At 49.6% G+C, this 18,892-nt stretch carries 15 protein-coding genes; 13 read left to right on the top strand and 2 right to left on the bottom strand.

Annotated features, from left to right (window positions below; all coding sequences use genetic code 11):
* Positions 1-7 precede the first annotated feature (7 nt).
* The 9 genes from MHB80_RS20140 (at position 8) to MHB80_RS20100 (ending at position 10,037) form a co-directional block, all read left to right on the top strand.
* Positions 8-991, top strand: coding sequence for a family 43 glycosylhydrolase (locus tag MHB80_RS20140; protein WP_341278644.1), 984 nt, complete (start codon positions 8-10; stop codon positions 989-991).
* Between the two features lie 348 nt (positions 992-1,339).
* Positions 1,340-1,900, top strand: a complete 561-nt coding sequence (locus tag MHB80_RS20135) for a nitroreductase (protein WP_341278643.1) — start codon at positions 1,340-1,342, stop codon at positions 1,898-1,900.
* 102 nt (positions 1,901-2,002) lie between these two features.
* Positions 2,003-2,512, top strand: a complete 510-nt coding sequence (locus MHB80_RS20130) for a MarR family transcriptional regulator (RefSeq protein ID WP_341278642.1) — start codon at positions 2,003-2,005, stop codon at positions 2,510-2,512.
* Positions 2,513-2,539: 27 nt separating this feature from the next.
* The gene (locus tag MHB80_RS20125) at positions 2,540-4,051 is read left to right on the top strand and encodes a monooxygenase (RefSeq protein ID WP_341278641.1); all 1,512 of its coding nucleotides are present in this window, start codon (positions 2,540-2,542) and stop codon (positions 4,049-4,051) included.
* Positions 4,052-4,284: 233 nt separating this feature from the next.
* A complete protein-coding gene (locus MHB80_RS20120) occupies positions 4,285-5,970 on the top strand; it encodes a peptide ABC transporter substrate-binding protein (RefSeq protein WP_341278640.1) in 1,686 nt (561 codons plus the stop codon).
* Positions 5,971-6,082: 112 nt separating this feature from the next.
* Positions 6,083-7,024: an ABC transporter permease gene (locus tag MHB80_RS20115; RefSeq protein WP_341278639.1), complete on the top strand. Its 942-nt coding sequence runs from the start codon at positions 6,083-6,085 to the stop codon at positions 7,022-7,024.
* Entirely contained in the window at positions 7,017-8,030 is a 1,014-nt protein-coding gene (gene opp3C / locus MHB80_RS20110; RefSeq protein ID WP_341278638.1) for an oligopeptide ABC transporter permease, read from the top strand. Before MHB80_RS20115 ends, opp3C begins: the two co-directional genes overlap by 8 nt.
* Before the next feature lie 13 nt (positions 8,031-8,043).
* Positions 8,044-9,147 carry an ABC transporter ATP-binding protein gene (locus tag MHB80_RS20105; RefSeq protein WP_341278637.1) on the top strand — a complete coding sequence of 368 codons (1,104 nt, stop codon included), beginning with the start codon at positions 8,044-8,046 and terminating at the stop codon, positions 9,145-9,147.
* Complete coding sequence (locus MHB80_RS20100) at positions 9,111-10,037, top strand: ATP-binding cassette domain-containing protein (protein ID WP_341278636.1); 927 nt, start codon at positions 9,111-9,113, stop codon at positions 10,035-10,037. Before MHB80_RS20105 ends, MHB80_RS20100 begins: the two co-directional genes overlap by 37 nt.
* Before the next feature lie 462 nt (positions 10,038-10,499).
* On the opposite strand, the gene MHB80_RS20095 is transcribed toward MHB80_RS20100, so the two are convergent.
* Both MHB80_RS20095 and MHB80_RS20090 read right to left on the bottom strand, forming a co-directional pair.
* The gene (locus MHB80_RS20095) at positions 10,500-12,293 is read right to left on the bottom strand and encodes an IucA/IucC family protein (RefSeq protein ID WP_341278635.1); all 1,794 of its coding nucleotides are present in this window, start codon (positions 12,291-12,293) and stop codon (positions 10,500-10,502) included.
* Between the two features lie 28 nt (positions 12,294-12,321).
* Entirely contained in the window at positions 12,322-13,551 is a 1,230-nt protein-coding gene (locus MHB80_RS20090; RefSeq protein ID WP_341278634.1) for an MFS transporter, read from the bottom strand.
* 232 nt (positions 13,552-13,783) lie between these two features.
* On the opposite strand from MHB80_RS20090, the gene sbnA reads away from it, so the two are divergent.
* From sbnA to MHB80_RS20070, 4 genes are read left to right on the top strand one after another with little or no spacing between them, the layout of a single operon-like run.
* A complete protein-coding gene (gene sbnA, locus MHB80_RS20085; RefSeq protein ID WP_341278633.1) occupies positions 13,784-14,821 on the top strand; it encodes a 2,3-diaminopropionate biosynthesis protein SbnA in 1,038 nt (345 codons plus the stop codon).
* On the top strand, positions 14,818-15,837 hold the full coding sequence (sbnB, locus tag MHB80_RS20080; protein ID WP_341278632.1) for a 2,3-diaminopropionate biosynthesis protein SbnB: 1,020 nt from the start codon (positions 14,818-14,820) through the stop codon (positions 15,835-15,837). The genes sbnA and sbnB overlap by 4 nt, the downstream gene beginning before the upstream one ends.
* Positions 15,828-17,078, top strand: a complete 1,251-nt coding sequence (locus MHB80_RS20075) for a type III PLP-dependent enzyme (RefSeq protein ID WP_341278631.1) — start codon at positions 15,828-15,830, stop codon at positions 17,076-17,078. The genes sbnB and MHB80_RS20075 overlap by 10 nt, the downstream gene beginning before the upstream one ends.
* Positions 17,075-18,892 carry an IucA/IucC family protein gene (locus MHB80_RS20070; protein WP_341278630.1) on the top strand — a complete coding sequence of 606 codons (1,818 nt, stop codon included), beginning with the start codon at positions 17,075-17,077 and terminating at the stop codon, positions 18,890-18,892. Before MHB80_RS20075 ends, MHB80_RS20070 begins: the two co-directional genes overlap by 4 nt.

Raw genomic sequence — 18,892 nt, 5'->3', positions numbered from 1 at the left:
CACAACGATGAAAGATACAGCTAATCCAGTAAATAATCAGCTTTTTCCTAATCCCTTTATCGAACAAAGAGCGGACCCCTGGATTTATCGGCATGCTGACGGGTTTTACTATTTTACAGCCTCCGTGCCTGAATTCGACCGAATTGAGCTGCGCAGGGCTAAGATGCTGAATGGTCTTGCCGAAAGCACGCCAGTCGCTGTATGGACGAAGCCGAGCATGGGGCCGATGAGCGCTCTAATCTGGGCGCCGGAAATTCATTTCATTGATGAAAAATGGTATATCTATTTCGCGGCGGCACCTTCTGAAGAAATCGTTGACGGCTTGTTCAACCATCGCATGTTTGTCCTTGAAAATGCTTCATCCAATCCGCTGGAAGGCAAATGGACGGAGAAGGGACAAATCCATACAGCTTGGGACACGTTCGCGCTTGATGCGACCAGCTTCTCTCATAAAGGCAAGCAGTATCTGGTTTGGGCGCAGAAAGCGCCGCATATTGCAGGCAATTCCAATTTGTACATTTCAGAGCTGGAAAATCCGTGGACGCTGCACGGCGAGCAGGTGCTTCTGACGAAGCCGGAGTTTTCTTGGGAAATCACAGGCTTCAAGGTGAATGAAGGGCCAGCGGTGCTAGCGCGAAACGGAAAGCTGTTTATCACCTATTCCGCAAGCGCAACGGATCATCATTATTGCATGGGACTATTGACGGCAGATGCGGACTGTGATCCGCTTGATGCGGCTGCTTGGAGCAAATCTCCACAGCCCGTGTTTCAGACGAGCGAGCAGACAAGGCAATACGGACCTGGGCATAACTGCTTCACGGTTGCGGAGAATGAGCTTGATGATGTGCTTGTCTATCATGCCCGGAGCTATAAGGAAATCGTAGGCAATCCGCTGTATGACCCCAATCGCCATGCAAGGATAAAAAAAATGGACTGGGATGAGGATGGGAATCCGGTATTCGGAGAGCCGCCGGTTGACGATCCTTCCTAAGTTAAGAAGGCATATTAACAAACACTAATGCAACACTAATGCCAATGTCATGATCAAAAAAAGGAAGCTAGCCAGGGAATGTTTTCAAACAGGAAGATTCACAAACGATGATAGGGAAAAATGGAGTTACCCGCCTAAAGCGGCTGGAACCGCATTATCACCCCCTCGTTTAGTGTTTGATCAGTTTGAAGACACTTCCTGTTTTTTGTTTGCGAAATGGGGCTATAGGTTTTGGCGCGGCGACTATTTTCAACCCTTCATTGACGAATAGAGGATGGTTGTGATTAAATTGTTTCTAGGGAAACAAAGTTTCAGGATTGAAAAATAAAATGGAAGGAGGGCCCTTCAATGAGCATTGCAGTTACGATTCGTGAAAGGCGCAGCATTCGGCACTTTAACGAAAAATCGCTTGCGCCGGATATGCTGCTCCAATTGTTAAATGATGCCGTGTGGGCACCCAATCATGGGCTGCGGGAGCCCTGGCGCTTTATTGTAGCCGAACGTATGGAGGCAAAAGCCAGGCTGGTCGATCTAATGATGGAGTCGATGGGCCATCTGAAACGTCTCAAGCTAATGCCTGGAAAGTTGAAGCAGATGATGATGCAGCATTACAGCAAAACCCCTGCGTTTCTAATTGTTGTGATGAAAGCGGACAAGGATGCGCATAAGCAAGAGGAGGATTATGGGGCCGTCAGCTGCCTCATTCAAAACTTTCAATTACTGGCTTGGGAGCAAAGAATCGGGATGGTTTGGTCAACGCTCGAATGTATCCACTCCCCTATATTTTGTGAAGGGCTAGGCGTCAAGCCGGATGAGCGTATTGTTGGTATACTGCTTATGGGCTACTTCGATAAAATTCCGAAAGCAAAGTCGCGTACGCCGGCTGAAAAGAAACTGACCATCCTGTGAGCTGTAGGTGCGGCGCATTATTTTTATTAATCAAATTGTTTCTTTAGAAACAATTTATGAGCTATAATGAAAGGAGTGAAGCTAGCAAAGGATGGGTTAAGCATGGAAAAACATCAAATGAACAAGCAATATGTGTATGAACTGCTAATAAAGCTGCTGCATCAGCAGGAGCAGTTCGAGCAGAACGAAGGCAGCCTGTTTTTACAGCAGCTGCGCAGCAGCATTGAATTTGATACGCCGCTTAATATGACGGAAATTCATGTGGTGTCCTGCATAGGCCAGCACGAGCCGCTTAATTTGACGGCAATTGCCGATAAAATGGGGCTGAGCAAGGGAAACGTCTCCAAGGTAACGACTCGCCTTTTGAAAAACGGCTGGGTACGTAAAACGCAATTAAACGATAATAAAAAGGAAGTTTTTTTTCGTCTGACTGCGCCGGGCAAGCAATTGTATGTCATTCATGAAGAGCTGCATGACAGGGCGCAGGAGAAATTCATGGGGATTTTACATGCCTATAGTGAGGCTGAGCTTGAGGTAGTCAAACGGTTTATTCTGGATTTGATCGGTTTTTATGAGCATAGTGTTGCGGAGATAGCGGGGCAGTCATTATGAATGCTCAATGGAGAGGTGTGACGATAAATGAAAGATGGCGTAATTGTGGTAGGAGGTGGGCCAGTCGGACTGATGGTAGCCTCTGAGCTGGCTTTAGCTAACATAAAAGTTTGCTTGCTGGAGCGTTTGAAGGATACAACACCTTATTCTCGTGCATTAACGATTCATCCCCGTACGCTGGAGATATTAGACATGCGAGGGCTTGCTCCAGAGCTGCTTGAGAAAGGGAGGCCGATTCCGAAAGGGCATTTCGCGGGTCTGGCAACGCCTTTGGACTTTTCGGTTTTGGATTCTGCCTCGAACTATACGTTAGTTCTTGCCCAGAGTGAAACCGAGAAGCTGCTGGAGGAGCGGGCAAGAGGGCTGGGCGTAGCTATTATTCGGGAGACGGAAGTGAAATCGATCCGCCAGCACGACGAAGGCGTTGAAGTGACGGCGCTAGGGTCGGAAGGAGAATATAGGCTGACCGCTGCATACGTCGTGGGCGCTGATGGCGGCGGAAGCCTTGTCCGTAAACAAATGGACATCGCTTTTTTAGGAACTGATGCTACCTTTACTTGTATGCTTGGCGATGTCAAGCTGCCAGAGCTGGAAGCAGGGGGAATCGTATCTCATTTTACGGAACAAGGCGGTATCATGATTGTACCTGTGACTAAGCAGATTCACCGGGTCATTGTATTCGATTCCGAGCGGATGGCGATTGCTAAGGACGAACCAGTCACACTCGGTGAGCTTAAGTCCAGCATGCTGCGTGTTTATGGACAGGATTTTGGGATTAGAGAAGCGGAGTGGCTCTCGCGATTCGGCAATGCAACCCGCCAAGCGGAGCATTTTCGCAAAAATCGGGTTTTCCTCGCCGGAGACGCGGCACATATTCATCTTCCAGCAGGCGGACAAGGAATGAATGTCGGTTTGCAGGAGGCTGTGAATTTAGGATGGAAGCTGGCTGCTGAGCTGAATGGCTGGGCCCCAGATTGGCTATTGGACAGCTATCATGAGGAACGTTATCCTGTCAGCACGGCGCTGCTTCGCAATACCGAAGCGCAGGCTCTATTGATTAGACAGCTTCCGGGCGTGGTGGAGTTAAGAAAGCTTATGGCATCCCTTCTGCAAATACCCGAAGCCAATGCCTTGCTCTCTGCCCAAATTTCAGCCTTTGATGTGGGGTATGCGCCTGACCCCCAATCGCCGCCACATCCCCTGAATGGACGCCGATTCTCGGAGCTTACTTTAAGGCTGGCGAGCGGCTCTCTTCTAAAATCCTATAAGCTCATGCATGCAGGCTCCTACGTGCTGCTTCACCTCGCGGGTGACCCCCAATTTGGCGAGCTAGTCGATTGGGAGAAATATGCGCATGTGGAAGGTGTGCAAGCATCTATAGCTGAAGCAGCAATCGGGTGGGAAAATGTCCATACGGCTTTAATTCGCCCCGATGGCTACATTGCATGGGCGGTTGACTGTACAGAATCGGCGCCGCTGGAGGCGGTCAAAGCAGGACTTGCCCGTTGGTGTGAGCAAGGTTCTACACACTTGAAATAAGGAATTTCCACATCTATTTCCCAATAGCATGGCTAGTCTATTCCCCCTATCTCGCTGCCGAGATAGGGGTTATTTGATATTCCTATCGTTATATCAATTAATTTGATAATTCCAATAAGAATAGTTGACTTTAAAAATATCGACTTGTATAATGCAGAAAAAGGTTGAAACATCCTAAATTTTACATGGAATGAGATTCCTTTTTATTTCAAGTATTTGGGGAGGAAACCTTGTTGAAAAAAGTAAAGATAGCAATTGCCCTATTCTCGGTCCTTTTATTATTAGCAGGCTGCACAAGCGCAAAGCAGGGCTCGGGTACAACGCCAGCTTCAGCCGAAAGCTCTAGTGCCCCTTCAGAGAGCACAACACCGGAAGCCAGTCCTGAAGCGCTGAAGGTGCTCAATTTGGGCAAAGATGTGGAACTTGCTTCGATGGATTCCGCCATTGCGACGGACGGGTTGTCTTTTGAAGTCATTGCCGCTACGACAGAAGGCTTGTATTCGATTGATGAGAATCGCGTGCCCCAGCTGGCTCTAGCTGAAAAGGTAGATTTGAGCGAGGATGGCCTCCATTATACGTTTACACTGCGGGATGCGAAGTGGTCCAATGGCACTCCAGTCACAGCGAAAGATTTTGAATTTGCCTGGAAGCGCCTTGTTAATCCGGAAACGGCTAGTGAGTACAGCTTCATCGCAGGGGTAGCCGGTTTGAAAAATGCCGATGCCATCATCGCCGGCGAGAAAAGCTTCGACGAGCTTGGCGTAAAGGCTGTTGATGACAAGACGCTTACGGTGGAGCTTGAACGCCCCATCCCTTTCTTTAACTCTGTAATCGCCTTTCCTTCATTCTTTCCTGTAAATGAAGCCTTCTTAACGGAGAAAGGCACGGAATTCGCTTTGACCCCAGAAGCGCTGCTGGCGAATGGCCCGTTCAAGCTGAAAACCTGGGAAGTCGGCGGCACAACCTTTTACTTGGAGAAAAATAATGACTACTACGACGCTGACAGCGTAAAGCTGGATGGCCTAAACTATAAAATTATTAAAGATACTCAGCAATCGGTGCTCGCCTATGAAAATGGTGACATTGACTATGTTGCGCTCTCCGGCGAACAAATTACAAGCTACCAGCAAAGTTCTGAATATCAAAGCGTGCTGACAGGCTATCTCTGGTATTTATCACCAAATCAGAAGGTTCCCGGCTTGGAAAATATCAATTTGCGCAAAGCGCTCTCGCTTGCTTACGACAAAACGGCGGTCGTTGATGAGATATTGAAGGATGGCTCCATCGCAGCAGATTTTGCCGTTCCGCAGTTTCTGGCGACGGGGCCGGACGGTAAGGATTACCGGGAAACGGCAGGCAGCTATCCATCGAACAATAAGGAAGAAGCGCTGAAATATTGGGAAAAAGCGAAAGCTGAGCTTGGCATTGATGCGATTGAGCTGGAGCTGCTGTTTGAAGATACGGAATCAGCGACGCTCGTATCGCAGTTCATTCAATCGGAAATTGAAACGGCGCTGCCGGGAGTGACCTTTACGCTCAAGTCCCAGCCGAAGAAAAATCGCGTCGAGCTGATGTACAACGGCGAATATGAAGTGGGCCTGACCAGATGGGGACCAGATTATAACGATCCGATGACCTATCTGGCGATGTGGACGACAGATAACCCGAACAATTTTGGCAAATGGAGCGAGAAAGCCTATGATGAACTCGCGGATCGGGTGAGCAGAGGCGATCTTGCCAGCCAGCCTGTGCAGCGGTGGGAAGCGTTAAAGCAGCTTGAGGCGAAAGTGCTGGAGCAAGCGGTTATTTTCCCCGTGTATCAGAAGGGCAACGCTATATTAATTAAACCGGAGGTGACCGGAGTTAATCTTGGCACGATAGGCGGCAGTATTTCTTACAAATTAGCCGATAAACAATAACGGGCTGCTCCCTCAAAGGGCCGGATCACAGAAGCGGAAGTTCAGGCAGCTGTGATTCGGCATTTTTAAAATATAAGCATTAATAAGTTTTACAATTATAGAGGTGAAACGATTGAGAAACTATGTGTTAAAAAGATTAGGCTTAGCCGTTGTAACTCTGCTCGTTATTTTGCTGGCGCTCTTCCTTATGCTGGAGCTTATGCCGGGCTCACCCTTTAACGATGAGAAAATTACCCAGGCGCAGCGGGCGGTTCTGGATGCCAAATATGGCCTTGACCAGCCCGTATTGAATCGCTTTGTCCATTATATTAAAGCGATGCTGAGCGGCGATTTTGGGGTTTCCTATGTTATTCAGAAAAATATGCCGATTTCCGCGATGCTGGAGGCGCGTCTGCCCGTATCCATACAAATTGGGTTTCAGGCCGTTCTGCTTGGAACGGTGATTGGATTACTGCTCGGCATTGCAGCTGCCCTTAAGCACAATAGCTTGGCAGATAGCTTGACGACGTTTATATCAGTGATTGGTGTCAGCTTTCCCTCTTATGTATTTGCCCTCGCTCTGTCGTATTTTCTGGGGTGGAAGCTAAAGTGGTTTCCGCTCTTATATAGCTCTGCCGCACCATTTGTGTCGACCGTGCTGCCAACGATCGCCCTTTCAATGTTTACGATTGCGACCGTTGCGCGGTTTACCCGCTCTGAAATGATTGAAGTGCTTAGCTCGGAGTATATACGGCTTTCGGAGAGCAAGGGAGTAGGGAGCGCGAGGCTGATTATCGTTCATGCGCTGCGAAATGCGCTCATTCCCATTATTACGGTGCTCGCGCCGCTCGTTGTCGCTTTAATGACCGGCAGTCTCGTTATTGAACAGATTTTCGCTATTCCCGGCATCGGCAGCTTGCTTGTGACAGCGATTCAAATCAATGACTATAACGTCATCATCGCCGTATCCTTCCTTTACAGCATGATGTTTATTGCGATTATGCTGGCCGTAGATATTTTATATGGCGTCATAGACCCGCGCATTCGTTTGGCGAAGGGGGAGAAGCATGGGTAAGCCGGTTCAATCTTATACAGGTGGCGATTTCGAACTTGCTGGCAATAGCGAGCGGGTGCAAATCGATCATACCTATACGAGCCAATCGTATGGGCGGGATGCCTTCCTGCGGTTTAAGACGAATAAAGGTGCGGTTATTGGCTTAGTCATTATTATTATCATTTCTTTTTTCGCAGCCTTCGGGCCGATGATGAATGAGCATACGTATAAATCAATCCATATTAAGCATAAAAGCTTGCCCCCGCGCATTGAAGGCTTGGAAAGCTTTTTTATTTTTAATGGAGCAGCCAATGGGGTTAAGCCGTACGAGCAGAAGGGGCTGACCGACGTCTATTATATTTTCGGCACCGATACGCTGGGACGGGATTTATGGACCCGTACCTGGGAGGGAACGCGCATCTCCTTATACATCGCGGTAATCGCCGTTGCAGTAGATATGATTATTGGCATGTGCTATGGCCTTGTTTCCGGTTATTTCGGCCGCTCGGTTGACAATGTCATGCAGCGGTTTATTGAAATTTTAAGTGGTATACCGAATTTGGTCATTGTGACGCTGCTCATTGTCGTGCTGAAGCCGGGGTTTGTGACGATAACGCTCGCCTTAATGATTACGGGCTGGATTGGGATGAGCCGGGTAGCGCGGGCACAAATTTTAAAGCTGAAGGAACAGGAGTTTGTGCTGGCGTCCCGGACGTTCGGGGCGGGTCACTTTCGTATTATTTTCAAAGATATTTTACCTAATATTTTCGGGCAAATCATTATCATGTCGATGTTTTCAGTGCCGAGCGCGATTTTTACAGAAGCTTTTCTGGCATTTATCGGTCTCGGCATTCCCCAGCCAATGGCTTCTTTAGGCTCGCTTATTAGCGAAAGCTTCAAGTCCATGACGATTTATCCGTATATGCTTGTCGCGCCGGTCGTTGTACTGGCGCTGCTGATGCTGAGCTTCAATCTGCTCGCAGACGGGCTGCGCGATGCGCTTGATCCGAAAATGAAGGAAAGCTAGGAGGGGAAAGCAAATGAGCGAAACGGTGCTTTCAATCCGAAATTTATCGATATCGTTTCAAACGGCCAGTGGACTCGTAAATGCCATACGCGGAGTGGATCTGGAATTGCGCAAAGGGGAGACGGTAGCGATTGTCGGCGAGTCCGGCAGCGGCAAGTCTGTTACGGTAAAAGCGATTATGCGAATCTTGAGCAGCAATGGGCAAATTAATGCCGGCTCTATCCTATTCCACTATGAGGAAAAAGGCAAACGTGTGACCCATGATCTGCTCAAGCTGTCACAAAAGGAAATGCGCTCGCAAATCAATGGCAGGCGAATCGCCATGGTGTTTCAAGATCCGATGACGTCGCTGAATCCGACGATGACCGTTGGCAATCAAATTATGGAGAGCATGATTATCCATTTGAAAAAAAGCCGCGCTGAAGCGCATGAGCGGGCGCTTGAACTGCTGCAGCTCGTCGGCATATGCGATCCTGAGAAGCGGATGAAATGCTACCCGCATCAGCTGTCCGGGGGCATGCGGCAGCGTGTCGTCATTGCCATTATGCTTGCCTGCGATCCAGAGGTGCTCATTTGCGATGAGCCGACGACGGCGCTTGATGTGACGATTCAAGCTAAAATTTTAGAGCTGATTAAAACAATTCAAGCCAAAACAGGCATTTCCGTCATCTACATTACGCATGATTTAGGCGTCGTTGCGAAGGTGGCGGACTATGTGACGGTCATGTATGCAGGGAAAATGATTGAGCAGGGGACGGTGGAAGAAATTTTTTACGATCCCCGTCACCCGTATACATGGGGACTGCTGTCCTCGATGCCGGACATGGGCTCAACGAATGAAAAGCTGTACACGATTCCCGGCAGTCCGCCGAATTTGCTTCATCCGATTACTGGGGATGCGTTTGCGCCGCGCAATGTCCATGCGTTAAATATTGATTTTAAGCTGGAGCCGCCCATGTTTAAAGTAACGGATACGCATTATGCCGCGACATGGCTGCTGCACGAGAATGCGCCGGAAATTGAAATGTCAGAGACGCTGAAAGCGAGATTGGGCAAGGTGGCGAAGGAGATGGGGAGCGAGTGGGAAGAGAAACAATCTTACGAGTTGCTGATCTGAAGCAGCATTTTAGAGTGAGCAAGCAATATACAGTCAAGGCGGTAAATGGGGTTTCCTTTGATATCCATAAAGGGGAAACCTATGGGCTCGTAGGAGAGTCGGGCAGCGGAAAATCAACGATTGGGCGAACGATTATTCGGCTGTATGAGCCAACGGCTGGCGCGATTTCTTTTCAAGGTACGGATATCTCCGGCATGCTGAAGGAGAAGGAGCAGACGCTGCTGCGCACCAGGATGCAGATGATTTTTCAAGATCCGATGGCCTCGCTGAATCCGCGAAAGAAAGTAATCGATATTATTGCGCAGGGGCTAGATATTCATAAGCTGTACCGAACCAAGCAGGAGCGCCAAGAAAAGGTAGAGCGCATACTCGAAAAAGTAGGGCTGTCACGCGAGCATGCGAACCGTTATCCGCACCAGTTTTCGGGCGGGCAGCGGCAGCGCATAGGCATAGCCCGGGCGCTTATTATGGAGCCGGGACTTATTATCGCCGATGAGGCTATCAGTGCGCTTGATGTGTCGATTCAGGCTCAAGTTGTGAATTTGCTTAAAAGCATTCAAGAGGAAACGAACACGGCTATTTTGTTCATTTCGCATGACCTATCCATGGTTAAATACATTTCTGATCGAATCGGTGTGCTGCATTTAGGCTATTTAGTCGAAACGGGAACGACGGAGGATATTTTCGAGCGTCCTTTACATCCGTATACAAAGTCGCTGCTGTCGGCGATTCCCCATGCCAATCCGTTGAAAGAAAAAACGAGAATCACCCTCTCCTACGACTATGCCGACAGCGGGATCGACTATGCGAGAGGGGTGCAGCAGGCTGTTTCGGCGACTCACAGCGTGCTTGCTACCGAGGAGGATTTTTCATTGTGGATCGGCAAATAAATGAAAGCAAGCGGCTTGCTATAAAGGGCGTTGGTGGCACAGTTGGCAAGGAGCTGTTTGTTATTGCCAGTTACCGTCTGCCAGCTGCTGTGGGCTAGTTGTCGTTTGCTTACAGCTGTTATCCCCTTAGCTCAGAAGATGCGCATAAATAGATAAAATAAAGAGACAGCTTCAAACCTGCAGCCTCGTCTTAATCCCCGTGCTTAACCTCTTCTTTGTTCATGTTTGTTAGATGATAGGCTTTGAATCGTTGTATTCGGCTGCAACTCCAAGCTTTCTGAGCTAAGGGGATAATGGCCTAAAGCGCCAATAAGCATGTGTCTATGTTTGAATAGCGTTGACTATTAAAGAGGTAAAGAGGCGAAGCCAATGTTAGGTGAAAAACAGCCTGTCCTTCCGTCATGAGTCATCCTGACTGCGGGGACAGGCCTTTTTTATGCGTAAACGGCAAGCCCGCCGCTCTTATTGTACCTCTATGCGCATCGGATTTGGTATTTCCACGTATAAGGGCGTTTCGCCACGCTGATGAAAACGGCTGAGCAGATTTGCCTTTGCCGGGAGCGTAGCGCTGGTCAATAAATCTGTAATGAGATTGTGCAAAAGCGCATGGGAGGAAGCATGCTTGATTTCATGCAGCACGTTGCTCGCGATGGCCCAGTACACCTGCTCTTCCTGTCCGCTATAATATGAAATTCGTGCAATTAGATGGGAGAGATGGTTAACGAAAAAATAATATTTTAAGCGATGGCGGGTTTGCTCCTCGGAATAGAGGACAGGGCTGTCTTCCCGCAGCAAGGTGTTAATCCAGCCCCGCTGCTCGGCCATTTCCACGTTAATGCTAATGCCCTCAAGATCCCTGACATAAAAAGTGGCTGGCATGCCTTGGTGCAAGCGCAGCATCGCATTTTGCACATGCGCTTCCAGGCTGATGCCTGTTTCTGCGTATAGATGCAGCAGCGGCTTCATCGACAGGTGCAAATATTGGCGCAGCCAATTTGTCCAGTCAGGCTGCTTTGGATGCAGCGCTTGCCGGACCGCTCGGAATAGGAGCGGCTCGCTATGTCCAGGCGGAACTTCGAGCAAGGAGGCGATGACTAATGGCGGCTCCTCGGCAGAAGTACATTCCTCTGGCGCTTCGCGCACAATCATAGAGAAAGCAGACATTATTTCCTCGTTCAAGCTTGGCTCGGCGTTAGGTAAACGCAGCGTGCGATAACCTTCCTCGAGCAAAAGCTTAAATGACCCCGTCGCATATTCCCCACGAATAGCATCAATTGCCCTTGAGGCGTCAAGCGTTCTCAGCAGCTGCTCGGGCGTGTTCTCACGAATGAAATTCGTAATCCGGATGTGCAGTGACAGCTTGTAAAAGCAAGCTTGCTCCGGGTTCCATACCGTTCGCACAGATGAGGTTGGGTATACGAGTGGTCCTGTGTCCCCTAAATCTACAAGTAGTCCTTGCTCCAGCAAGTTTTGCACAGGCGCAAGGCTGCGTACGTATTCTGCCTGCCAAGGATGGCAGGGCAGCAGCGCATAATCGCTGCTCGCCGCGCCCAGCTTCGCTGCGGCTGCCGCTTTCATCGCAGGTGGAATCCACGCGAGTTGCTCCTCCTTCGTCCGCCCCTCAAGCCAATCCTCCGCGATATATGCAGGTGCCGCAGCAAAGCAGTGGAGAGGGAAGGAGGCTCCGAATTCTGGTGAGTAGGCCTGAGAATCATGAACGGTAAAGCCTTGCAGGCTTTTGGGAGTCGGATGGAAAGGGTGTCCACACAGCAGCGCTTGCTCCAAATAACGAAAATCGAGCTGTTTTTCGCCCTGTTCTTGCTCCTTCTCAGCCGCATAAGCCAAATAATGATACATGCGCTGCTGGCTATTATGAATAAGAGCTTCCAGCTCCGTCCGTTTTTGCGTTTTGGATGTGGAGTCTTCTTCGACGAAGCTAATTTCATCTAGCACGAGATGGGTGATTTCGGAAAGGGAGCTTTTTTTCCACTGCTGATCTTCTTCTGTGTAAAAATGATCCCCAAACACATGATGTCCACCAGCAGACAAATGCAGAATGGTCCCGTAAATGCCAAGATTCGTGTGCGGGAGCCAGACGACTTTCGTTATTTCAGGATGAAAAAAGGAAACATCGCTGGGCTCGAATTGTCCTGACTCGCGAAGATAGGCATTTAATAAGCGGCTGATGCTTTCTTTTTCCGAGCGCTGAATGGATGGGCCTGACAAAGAATCTTGGTTTAATAGTGCTTGCGACATACTGGAATTGCTCCTTTCAAATGATGGTCTAATGGGTAGAAAAACGATTTTGCCGCCGGATATGGGCAGCGGGTAACCAGACTAACATAGAGGCGAGCAGCATGAAGCCTCCCATGACCAAAAAAACGGAGGAAAGGCCAAATTGGGCCCCAATAAAGACGCCGATGGTTGGACCTGATATTTGTCCTGCCATGAGGAGGCTGTTCGTTGCCCCGATTTTAACGCCTCTATCATGATCGGATGAGGTTTTGAGGACGGACAGCATGACGGTTTGCAATAAGGCACTGTAAAAAAAACCTTGCAGAAAGCGGACAATAAATAGCCAAATAACGCCAAAGGGCAGCATCTGGGCGATGATGCAAAGAGCACATAACAGTCCGGCTGCGGTGAAATTACGCGCGGGCTGGTGGTTATCATTTCTTTTTCCCCACCATGGGCCGCCTATTAATTCTCCGGCAGAAGAAGCGGCGATGAGTATGCCTACCGCCGTCGCCGCTTTAGCGGGAGAATCAAGCAGCTCCCGCATATACGGCGTGAAAATCGTAAAGGTTGCGAAGTCCGCAAGCTTGAACAAAATGCCGGCAGCGATAAAGGAGCGTGCTACAGGATGCTTTAGCAGCGCTGCGAAAGCAGCGAATATACCATTCCGCTTAGACGTGGGAATCGCAGCTTTCGGCTTTTCATGTGCAGATCCAGGTAAAACAAAGGCAGCAATCAGGGCAAAGGAAGCGGTTAAAGAGGCAGTTATGAACAGCAGAGGGCCGCTTCCCCATGTATTAACGCAAATGCCTCCGAGCAGAGGGCCAACGAGCAAGCCAGCTGCGGAAGCGCGTTCCATTTGCCCAAGCGCGAAGCCCTGCCTTTTAGGCGGAGCATGGGTTCCGATGAACGCACTGCTTGCGTCGGAGATGCCGCCGAATGCGCCTTGGCACAGCCGAAACAGAAAAAATTGAAACGGCGTAGCGGCAATGGACATCAGAAACATGCTTAGCGCGAGCCCGAGCAAAGCTCTGACGACCATCCATTTCCGGCTCCAGCGGTCGCCAAGCTTTCCCCACAACGGAGTCAGCAGCGCATAAGAGACCGCTGGCGCAGATACGGCAAGCCCCGTCCACATGAGAACCTGGGACGGGCTTCCAGCCTGAAGCGACTCCATGTAGTACGGAATAAACGGGCTGATCCCCGTCAAGCCGGCGCTGGAAAGAAACCGCCCTCCCCATAATATACGCACACTTCTATTCCAAGATAATTGCTGCATTTTCACTCTCCTGCCTTGTCTAACGTGATAAATAATCAAATACCACCCAAGATTATCAACAAATATTATCAAAGTCAATGACATTAAAGAAAAAATATACAAAATAAAAATATATTGACAGGTAAATAAAGGAATAGCATAATGTAGCCTATGTCGCATTTTTGAAATTAATAATCATTATCAACTATGCGTATAAGCGGCATCAAAACAAGAGGAAAGCTGGTGTTCATGCATGGAACAAAACGCTTTGCAGGTTAAAGAAAGGTCGCCGAAAATCGCCAATACGATCATCGATTGCATTGGACGAACGCCATTAGTTCGCCTGAATTCTCTGTTTGGTTCGCACGGGGCATCTATTTTCGCCAAGCTAGAGATGATGAACCCCGGCGGCAGCATGAAGGATCGCCCTGCCCGCTACATTATCGAGAAGGGGCTGAGGGAAGGAACGATTCAGGCCAATACCCATCTAATCGAGAGCACGTCTGGTAATCTGGGCATTGGCCTGGCACTTGCTGCCAAGATGTATGGGCTAAAGTTCACCTGTGTGGTAGATCCGAAAATTACCTCGACCAATTTACGAATGATTACCTACCTGGGTGCCCATATCGACATGGTTAAGGAGCCTGATGAATACGGCAGTTACTTGCAATCGCGAATAAGCAGAGTGAAGGAGCTTGTGAGCCAAGATTGCAATGCTTACTGGATCAATCAATATGCGAACCCGCTTAACTGGGAAGCGCATTATTATGGGGCTGGAGAGGAAATCGTGGAGCAAATGGACAGCCCAATCGATTATTTAGTATGCGCTGTGAGTACAACAGGCAGTATACTCGGAATTTCACGCCGCGTAAAGGAGGCATTTCCGCGGGCTAAAATTATCGCGGTAGATGCGGTAGGCTCAATTATTTTCGGAACACCGCCTGCACAGCGTGAGCTTCCCGGCATCGGAGCAAACCGTGTCCCTGAATTATTTGCTTCTCTTGAGGTCGATCAGGTCATCCACGTCAATGATCGCGAATCTGTGCAGGGCTGCCGAAAATTGCTGGAGCGCGAAGGGATTTTTGCAGGCGGATCATCAGGCTCTCTTGTAGCTGCTTTGCAAAAGCTGCTTCCGACCTTGCCGCCAGCGGCGAACGTAGTAACTGTGCTCCCAGACCGGGGAGAACGCTATTTGGATACCGTTTACGATGAGCGATGGGTAGAGCAGTTGCCGCAAGGCCATCATGCAGCAGAGCAAAACCAATATGAGCCAGGAGTGATCAACGAATGAGCCAGGTACAGGAACATGAAATTTTATATTTAAGCAAGCAGCATATTGTGGAGCTTGGAGGAACGCATTCAGCGCCATATGTCGCAGCGGTAACCCGGGCGTTTGAACTGCATGCAAAGGGGGAATATATGCAGCCGCTAAAACCGTATTTGCGGGTGAACGGGGACGCAGGCCATATTGCCGATCGTATTATTGCTATGCCTGCTTATGTCGGTGGCGAAGTTGCCGTAAGTGGGCTGAAATGGATTGGCAGCAAGCACGATAACCCGGCGAAGCGCAACAAAGAACGGGCAAGCGCTCTTATTATTTTGAATGATCCCGAGTCCAATTATCCGATCGCCGTTATGGAGGGAAGTCTCATAAGCGGCATGCGCACAGCGGCGGTGACCGTCATTGGTGCAAAGCATTTAGCGAAAAAAGGTTTTGGTGCCGTTTCAGTCATCGGCTGCGGCGTCATTGCGAAGATGCAAATCACCTCCTTGGTGGAGCAATTTGCGGCGATTCACACCGTTCGTTTATTTGACCTGAATAGGGGGAATGCCGAGCTGCTGGCAGCTGAGCTGCGAGAGCAGTTCAAGCAGGTCGACTTCAAGGTGGAGGAATCGGCGGAGCAAGCCGTTCGGCAGGCGGAAGTACTCGTCACCGCAACAGTAGCCTCAGCGCCGTATATTCCATACGAATGGCTGAATAAAGGCACGTTCATCAGCAATATCTCGATTATGGATGTGCATAAGGACGTATTCGTTCTTGCGGATAAAGTCGTTGTCGACGATTGGGATCAATCCAACCGCGAGAAAAAAACGATCAATCAGCTCGTGCTGGAGGGCAGGTTTTCGCGTGAGCAGCTGCATGCTGAGATGGGTGAAATCGTAATTGGCAGCAAGCCGGGGCGCGAAAGCGATGATGAAATTATTTTGCTTAATCCGATGGGAATGGCGGTTGAGGATATTTCAAGCGCGGCGGAAATTTATGCGCAGGCCGTGCAGAAAGGAATAGGTACGCGTCTATGTCTATAACCTCAAGCGGCGTACGTTCAGAAATCCAGAGCATCGTTCCTTATATTCAAAAGCTGAAGGCGGAGCAGCCCGGCCTATTATGTGCATATCTACGTGACATGGATGCCTTGAGCAGTCATGTGAGGGAGCGAGTGCAAACGCTGCCCCGGCGCTGCAAGCTGTTTTATGCGATTAAAGCAAACTCGGAGCGTGAGGTGCTTGCTGCACTCGCTGAAATTGTGCACGGTTTTGAGGTCGCATCGCTAGGCGAAATCAGAAAAGTGCGCGAAATATCCTCGAGAATTCCGATTTTATTCGGCGGACCCGGAAAGACGGAGGAGGAGCTGGAAGGCGCAATGGAATACGGCGTCAGTCTCGTTCATGTGGAGAGCGGTCATGAGCTGAATAAGCTGAATGCGATTGCTGAAAGGCGAGGCATGGTGGCACCGGTTCTGCTGCGCATTAATTTGCGGGGCCCACTTCCGCAAGCGAAGCTGGCGATGGGTGGAAAGCCAACTCAGTTCGGCATTGACGAGGAGTCGCTGCCGGAGGTTATGGGGCAATTGCAGAGGCTGCGGCATGTCCGAGTGGAAGGATTCCATTTTCACTCCCTATCGAATAATTTGGATGCGGAGCAGCATGTTCGCCTGGTTGAATATTATTGCACCTTATCACGGCAGTGGGCTGCAAAATATGGCTTGACCTTAAATTATATCAATGCGGGCGGCGGCATCGGTGTCAATTATGCGGATTTGGATCGGCAGTTTAATTGGACCGAGTTTGTTAGCGGGCTTGAGCCGATGCTAGGCAGGGAGCTGGAGCCTACGACCACAATCCTGTTTGAATGCGGGCGTTACCTCACCGCGTCCAGCGGGTATTATGCCGTCGAGGTGCTGGATATTAAGCGGAATCACGGGAAGGATTATGTCATTATTCGAGGAGGCACTCATCATTTTCGGCTGCCTGTTTCCTGGAATCACAGCCATCCGTTCGAGCGGATCGCCATTGAACATTGGCCGCATTCCTATGAGCGGCCGGCGCTTTATGACGGTACGGCGACAATAGTCGGCCAGCTATGTACGCCAAAGGATGTGCTGGCGCAAGATGTTGAAATGAAAGAGGTACGTGTAGGTGATGTATTGCTGTTTCGTTATGCGGGCGCATATGGCTGGGCGATTTCGCATCATGACTTTTTGAGCCATCCGCACCCTGAGCATATTTATGTCGAAGAGCTGAGCACTCTTTTTGGAGGTGCCCTATGAGCCATATTAGTTTGCAATTGCTGCACTCGAATGAGCTGATTCAAGCAAGAAGGCGAATCTTCCGCCAACTGATAGAGTCGCTGCTGTATGAGCAAATTGTAACCGGGCCTGCCATCGCAAACGGTGCAGAAACGGAATATGAGCTTTACGGAAAGGCTGACTCTGGCGAGCAGGTCGCTTATCGGTTTAAAGCTTCTCGTAAAAAAAGCTATGGTCGTATCCGCTTGTCGGATGAGCCTGTTTTACGCTGTGCGGCAGGTCAAGCTGTAGAGGCGGATTCTCTCCCTCGTTTTCTGCTGGAAATCGCACCGGCTATAGGCACGACAGAGGCGCTGCTGTCCGTCTTTATCGATGAAATCCAGCAAACGCTGCTGAAAGATACGATGGCCCTCCAGCAGCTGAAGGCATTGCAGCAGCATAAGCCAGCGGATTATGACGACTGGGAGAGTTATGTGCAAGCGGGCCATCCGTATCATCCCTGCTATAAATCTAGAATTGGCTTTACGCTGGAGGACAATTTGGCCTATGGCCCGGAATTTAAGCCGGAGCTGCACTTGGCTTGGGTAGCTGTGCACCAGACATCTGCGAGTTTTTCAATTTCTCATGAGCTTGATTTGACCAGCTATTTGCAGCATGAGCTCGGAGCCGATTATGCGGCATTCCAAGCGAAAATAGAGGCGGCGGGTAAAAATTCCGGCGAATATATGCTGCTGCCTGTCCACCCCTGGCAGTGGGAGCGGTTTGCGGCTATTGCATTTTTTGAGAAGCTGGAGACGCAAGAAATAATTTATTTAGGCTATGGAAGCGATGGATATGTTCCGCAGCAGTCCATTCGCACACTTAGCAATCGCTCAGATAGCTCCAAGGCGTATGTCAAGCTGCCGCTAAGTATTACAAATACGTCCTCCGGCCGTATTTTGGCCCAGCATACGCTGCTTAATGCGGCACGCATATCAGATTGGCTGGGCGAGGTGGCGGCAAGCGATGCTTTTTTACGTGATGAGCTCCGGCTCATTATGCTGAAGGAGGTGCTGGGTGTTTCTTATCAGCATCAGAAGCTGCCAAATCTGCTTGAGCAAAAGGTTTATGGCACCCTTGGCGCCATCTGGCGCGAAAGCCTGCATCCGTATTTGGAGTCAGGCGAGGAAGCACTTCCGTTTGGGGCCTTGTGTTATCTGCAAACAGACGGGACGCCGGTCATTGAGGAATGGATTCAGAAGCATGGCTTGGAGGACTGGGTGAAAAAGCTGATCAGTGTGACAGTCCTTCCTCTAATTCATCTGCTGTATGCGCATGGAACGGCGCTGGAGTCTCATGCGCAAAATATGATTATTGTATTGGAGCGGGGACTGCCGACACGTGTGGCACTGAAGGATTTTCACGATGGCATTCGCTATTCGCCCGCTGTTTCCCACCCGCTAGGCTATCCGGACATTATGTACCCTCCAGCCAATCATCAACGCGTCAATCGCAATTCATTTATTGCGAAGGAGGATGTTAAAGAGGTCAAAGACTTTTTGCTTGATGCGCTTATGTTTATTAATTTAACCGAGCTGGCCTTTTTTCTGGAGAAGCATTATGGCTTGGCGGAAGCAGCCTGGTGGGAGATGACGGCTAAAATTATCGCAGGCTATCAGGAGAAATTTCCTGAGCTTGGTGAACGATTTGAAACATTTGATCTATTTGCAGCAGATATCGAGGTGGAACAGCTGACGAAACGCCGATTGTACGAGGGGCCGAAGGATTGCGTTCACAGCGTAAGCAATCCGCTGCATGCCTACCAGCCGAAGCACTACACAGTAGCAGGGGAGTGA

The sequence above is a fragment of the Paenibacillus sp. FSL H8-0537 genome, from assembly GCF_038051995.1.
Taxonomy (GTDB): Bacteria; Bacillota; Bacilli; order Paenibacillales; family Paenibacillaceae; genus Pristimantibacillus.
This window is presented reverse-complemented; position numbering and strand designations above follow the sequence as displayed.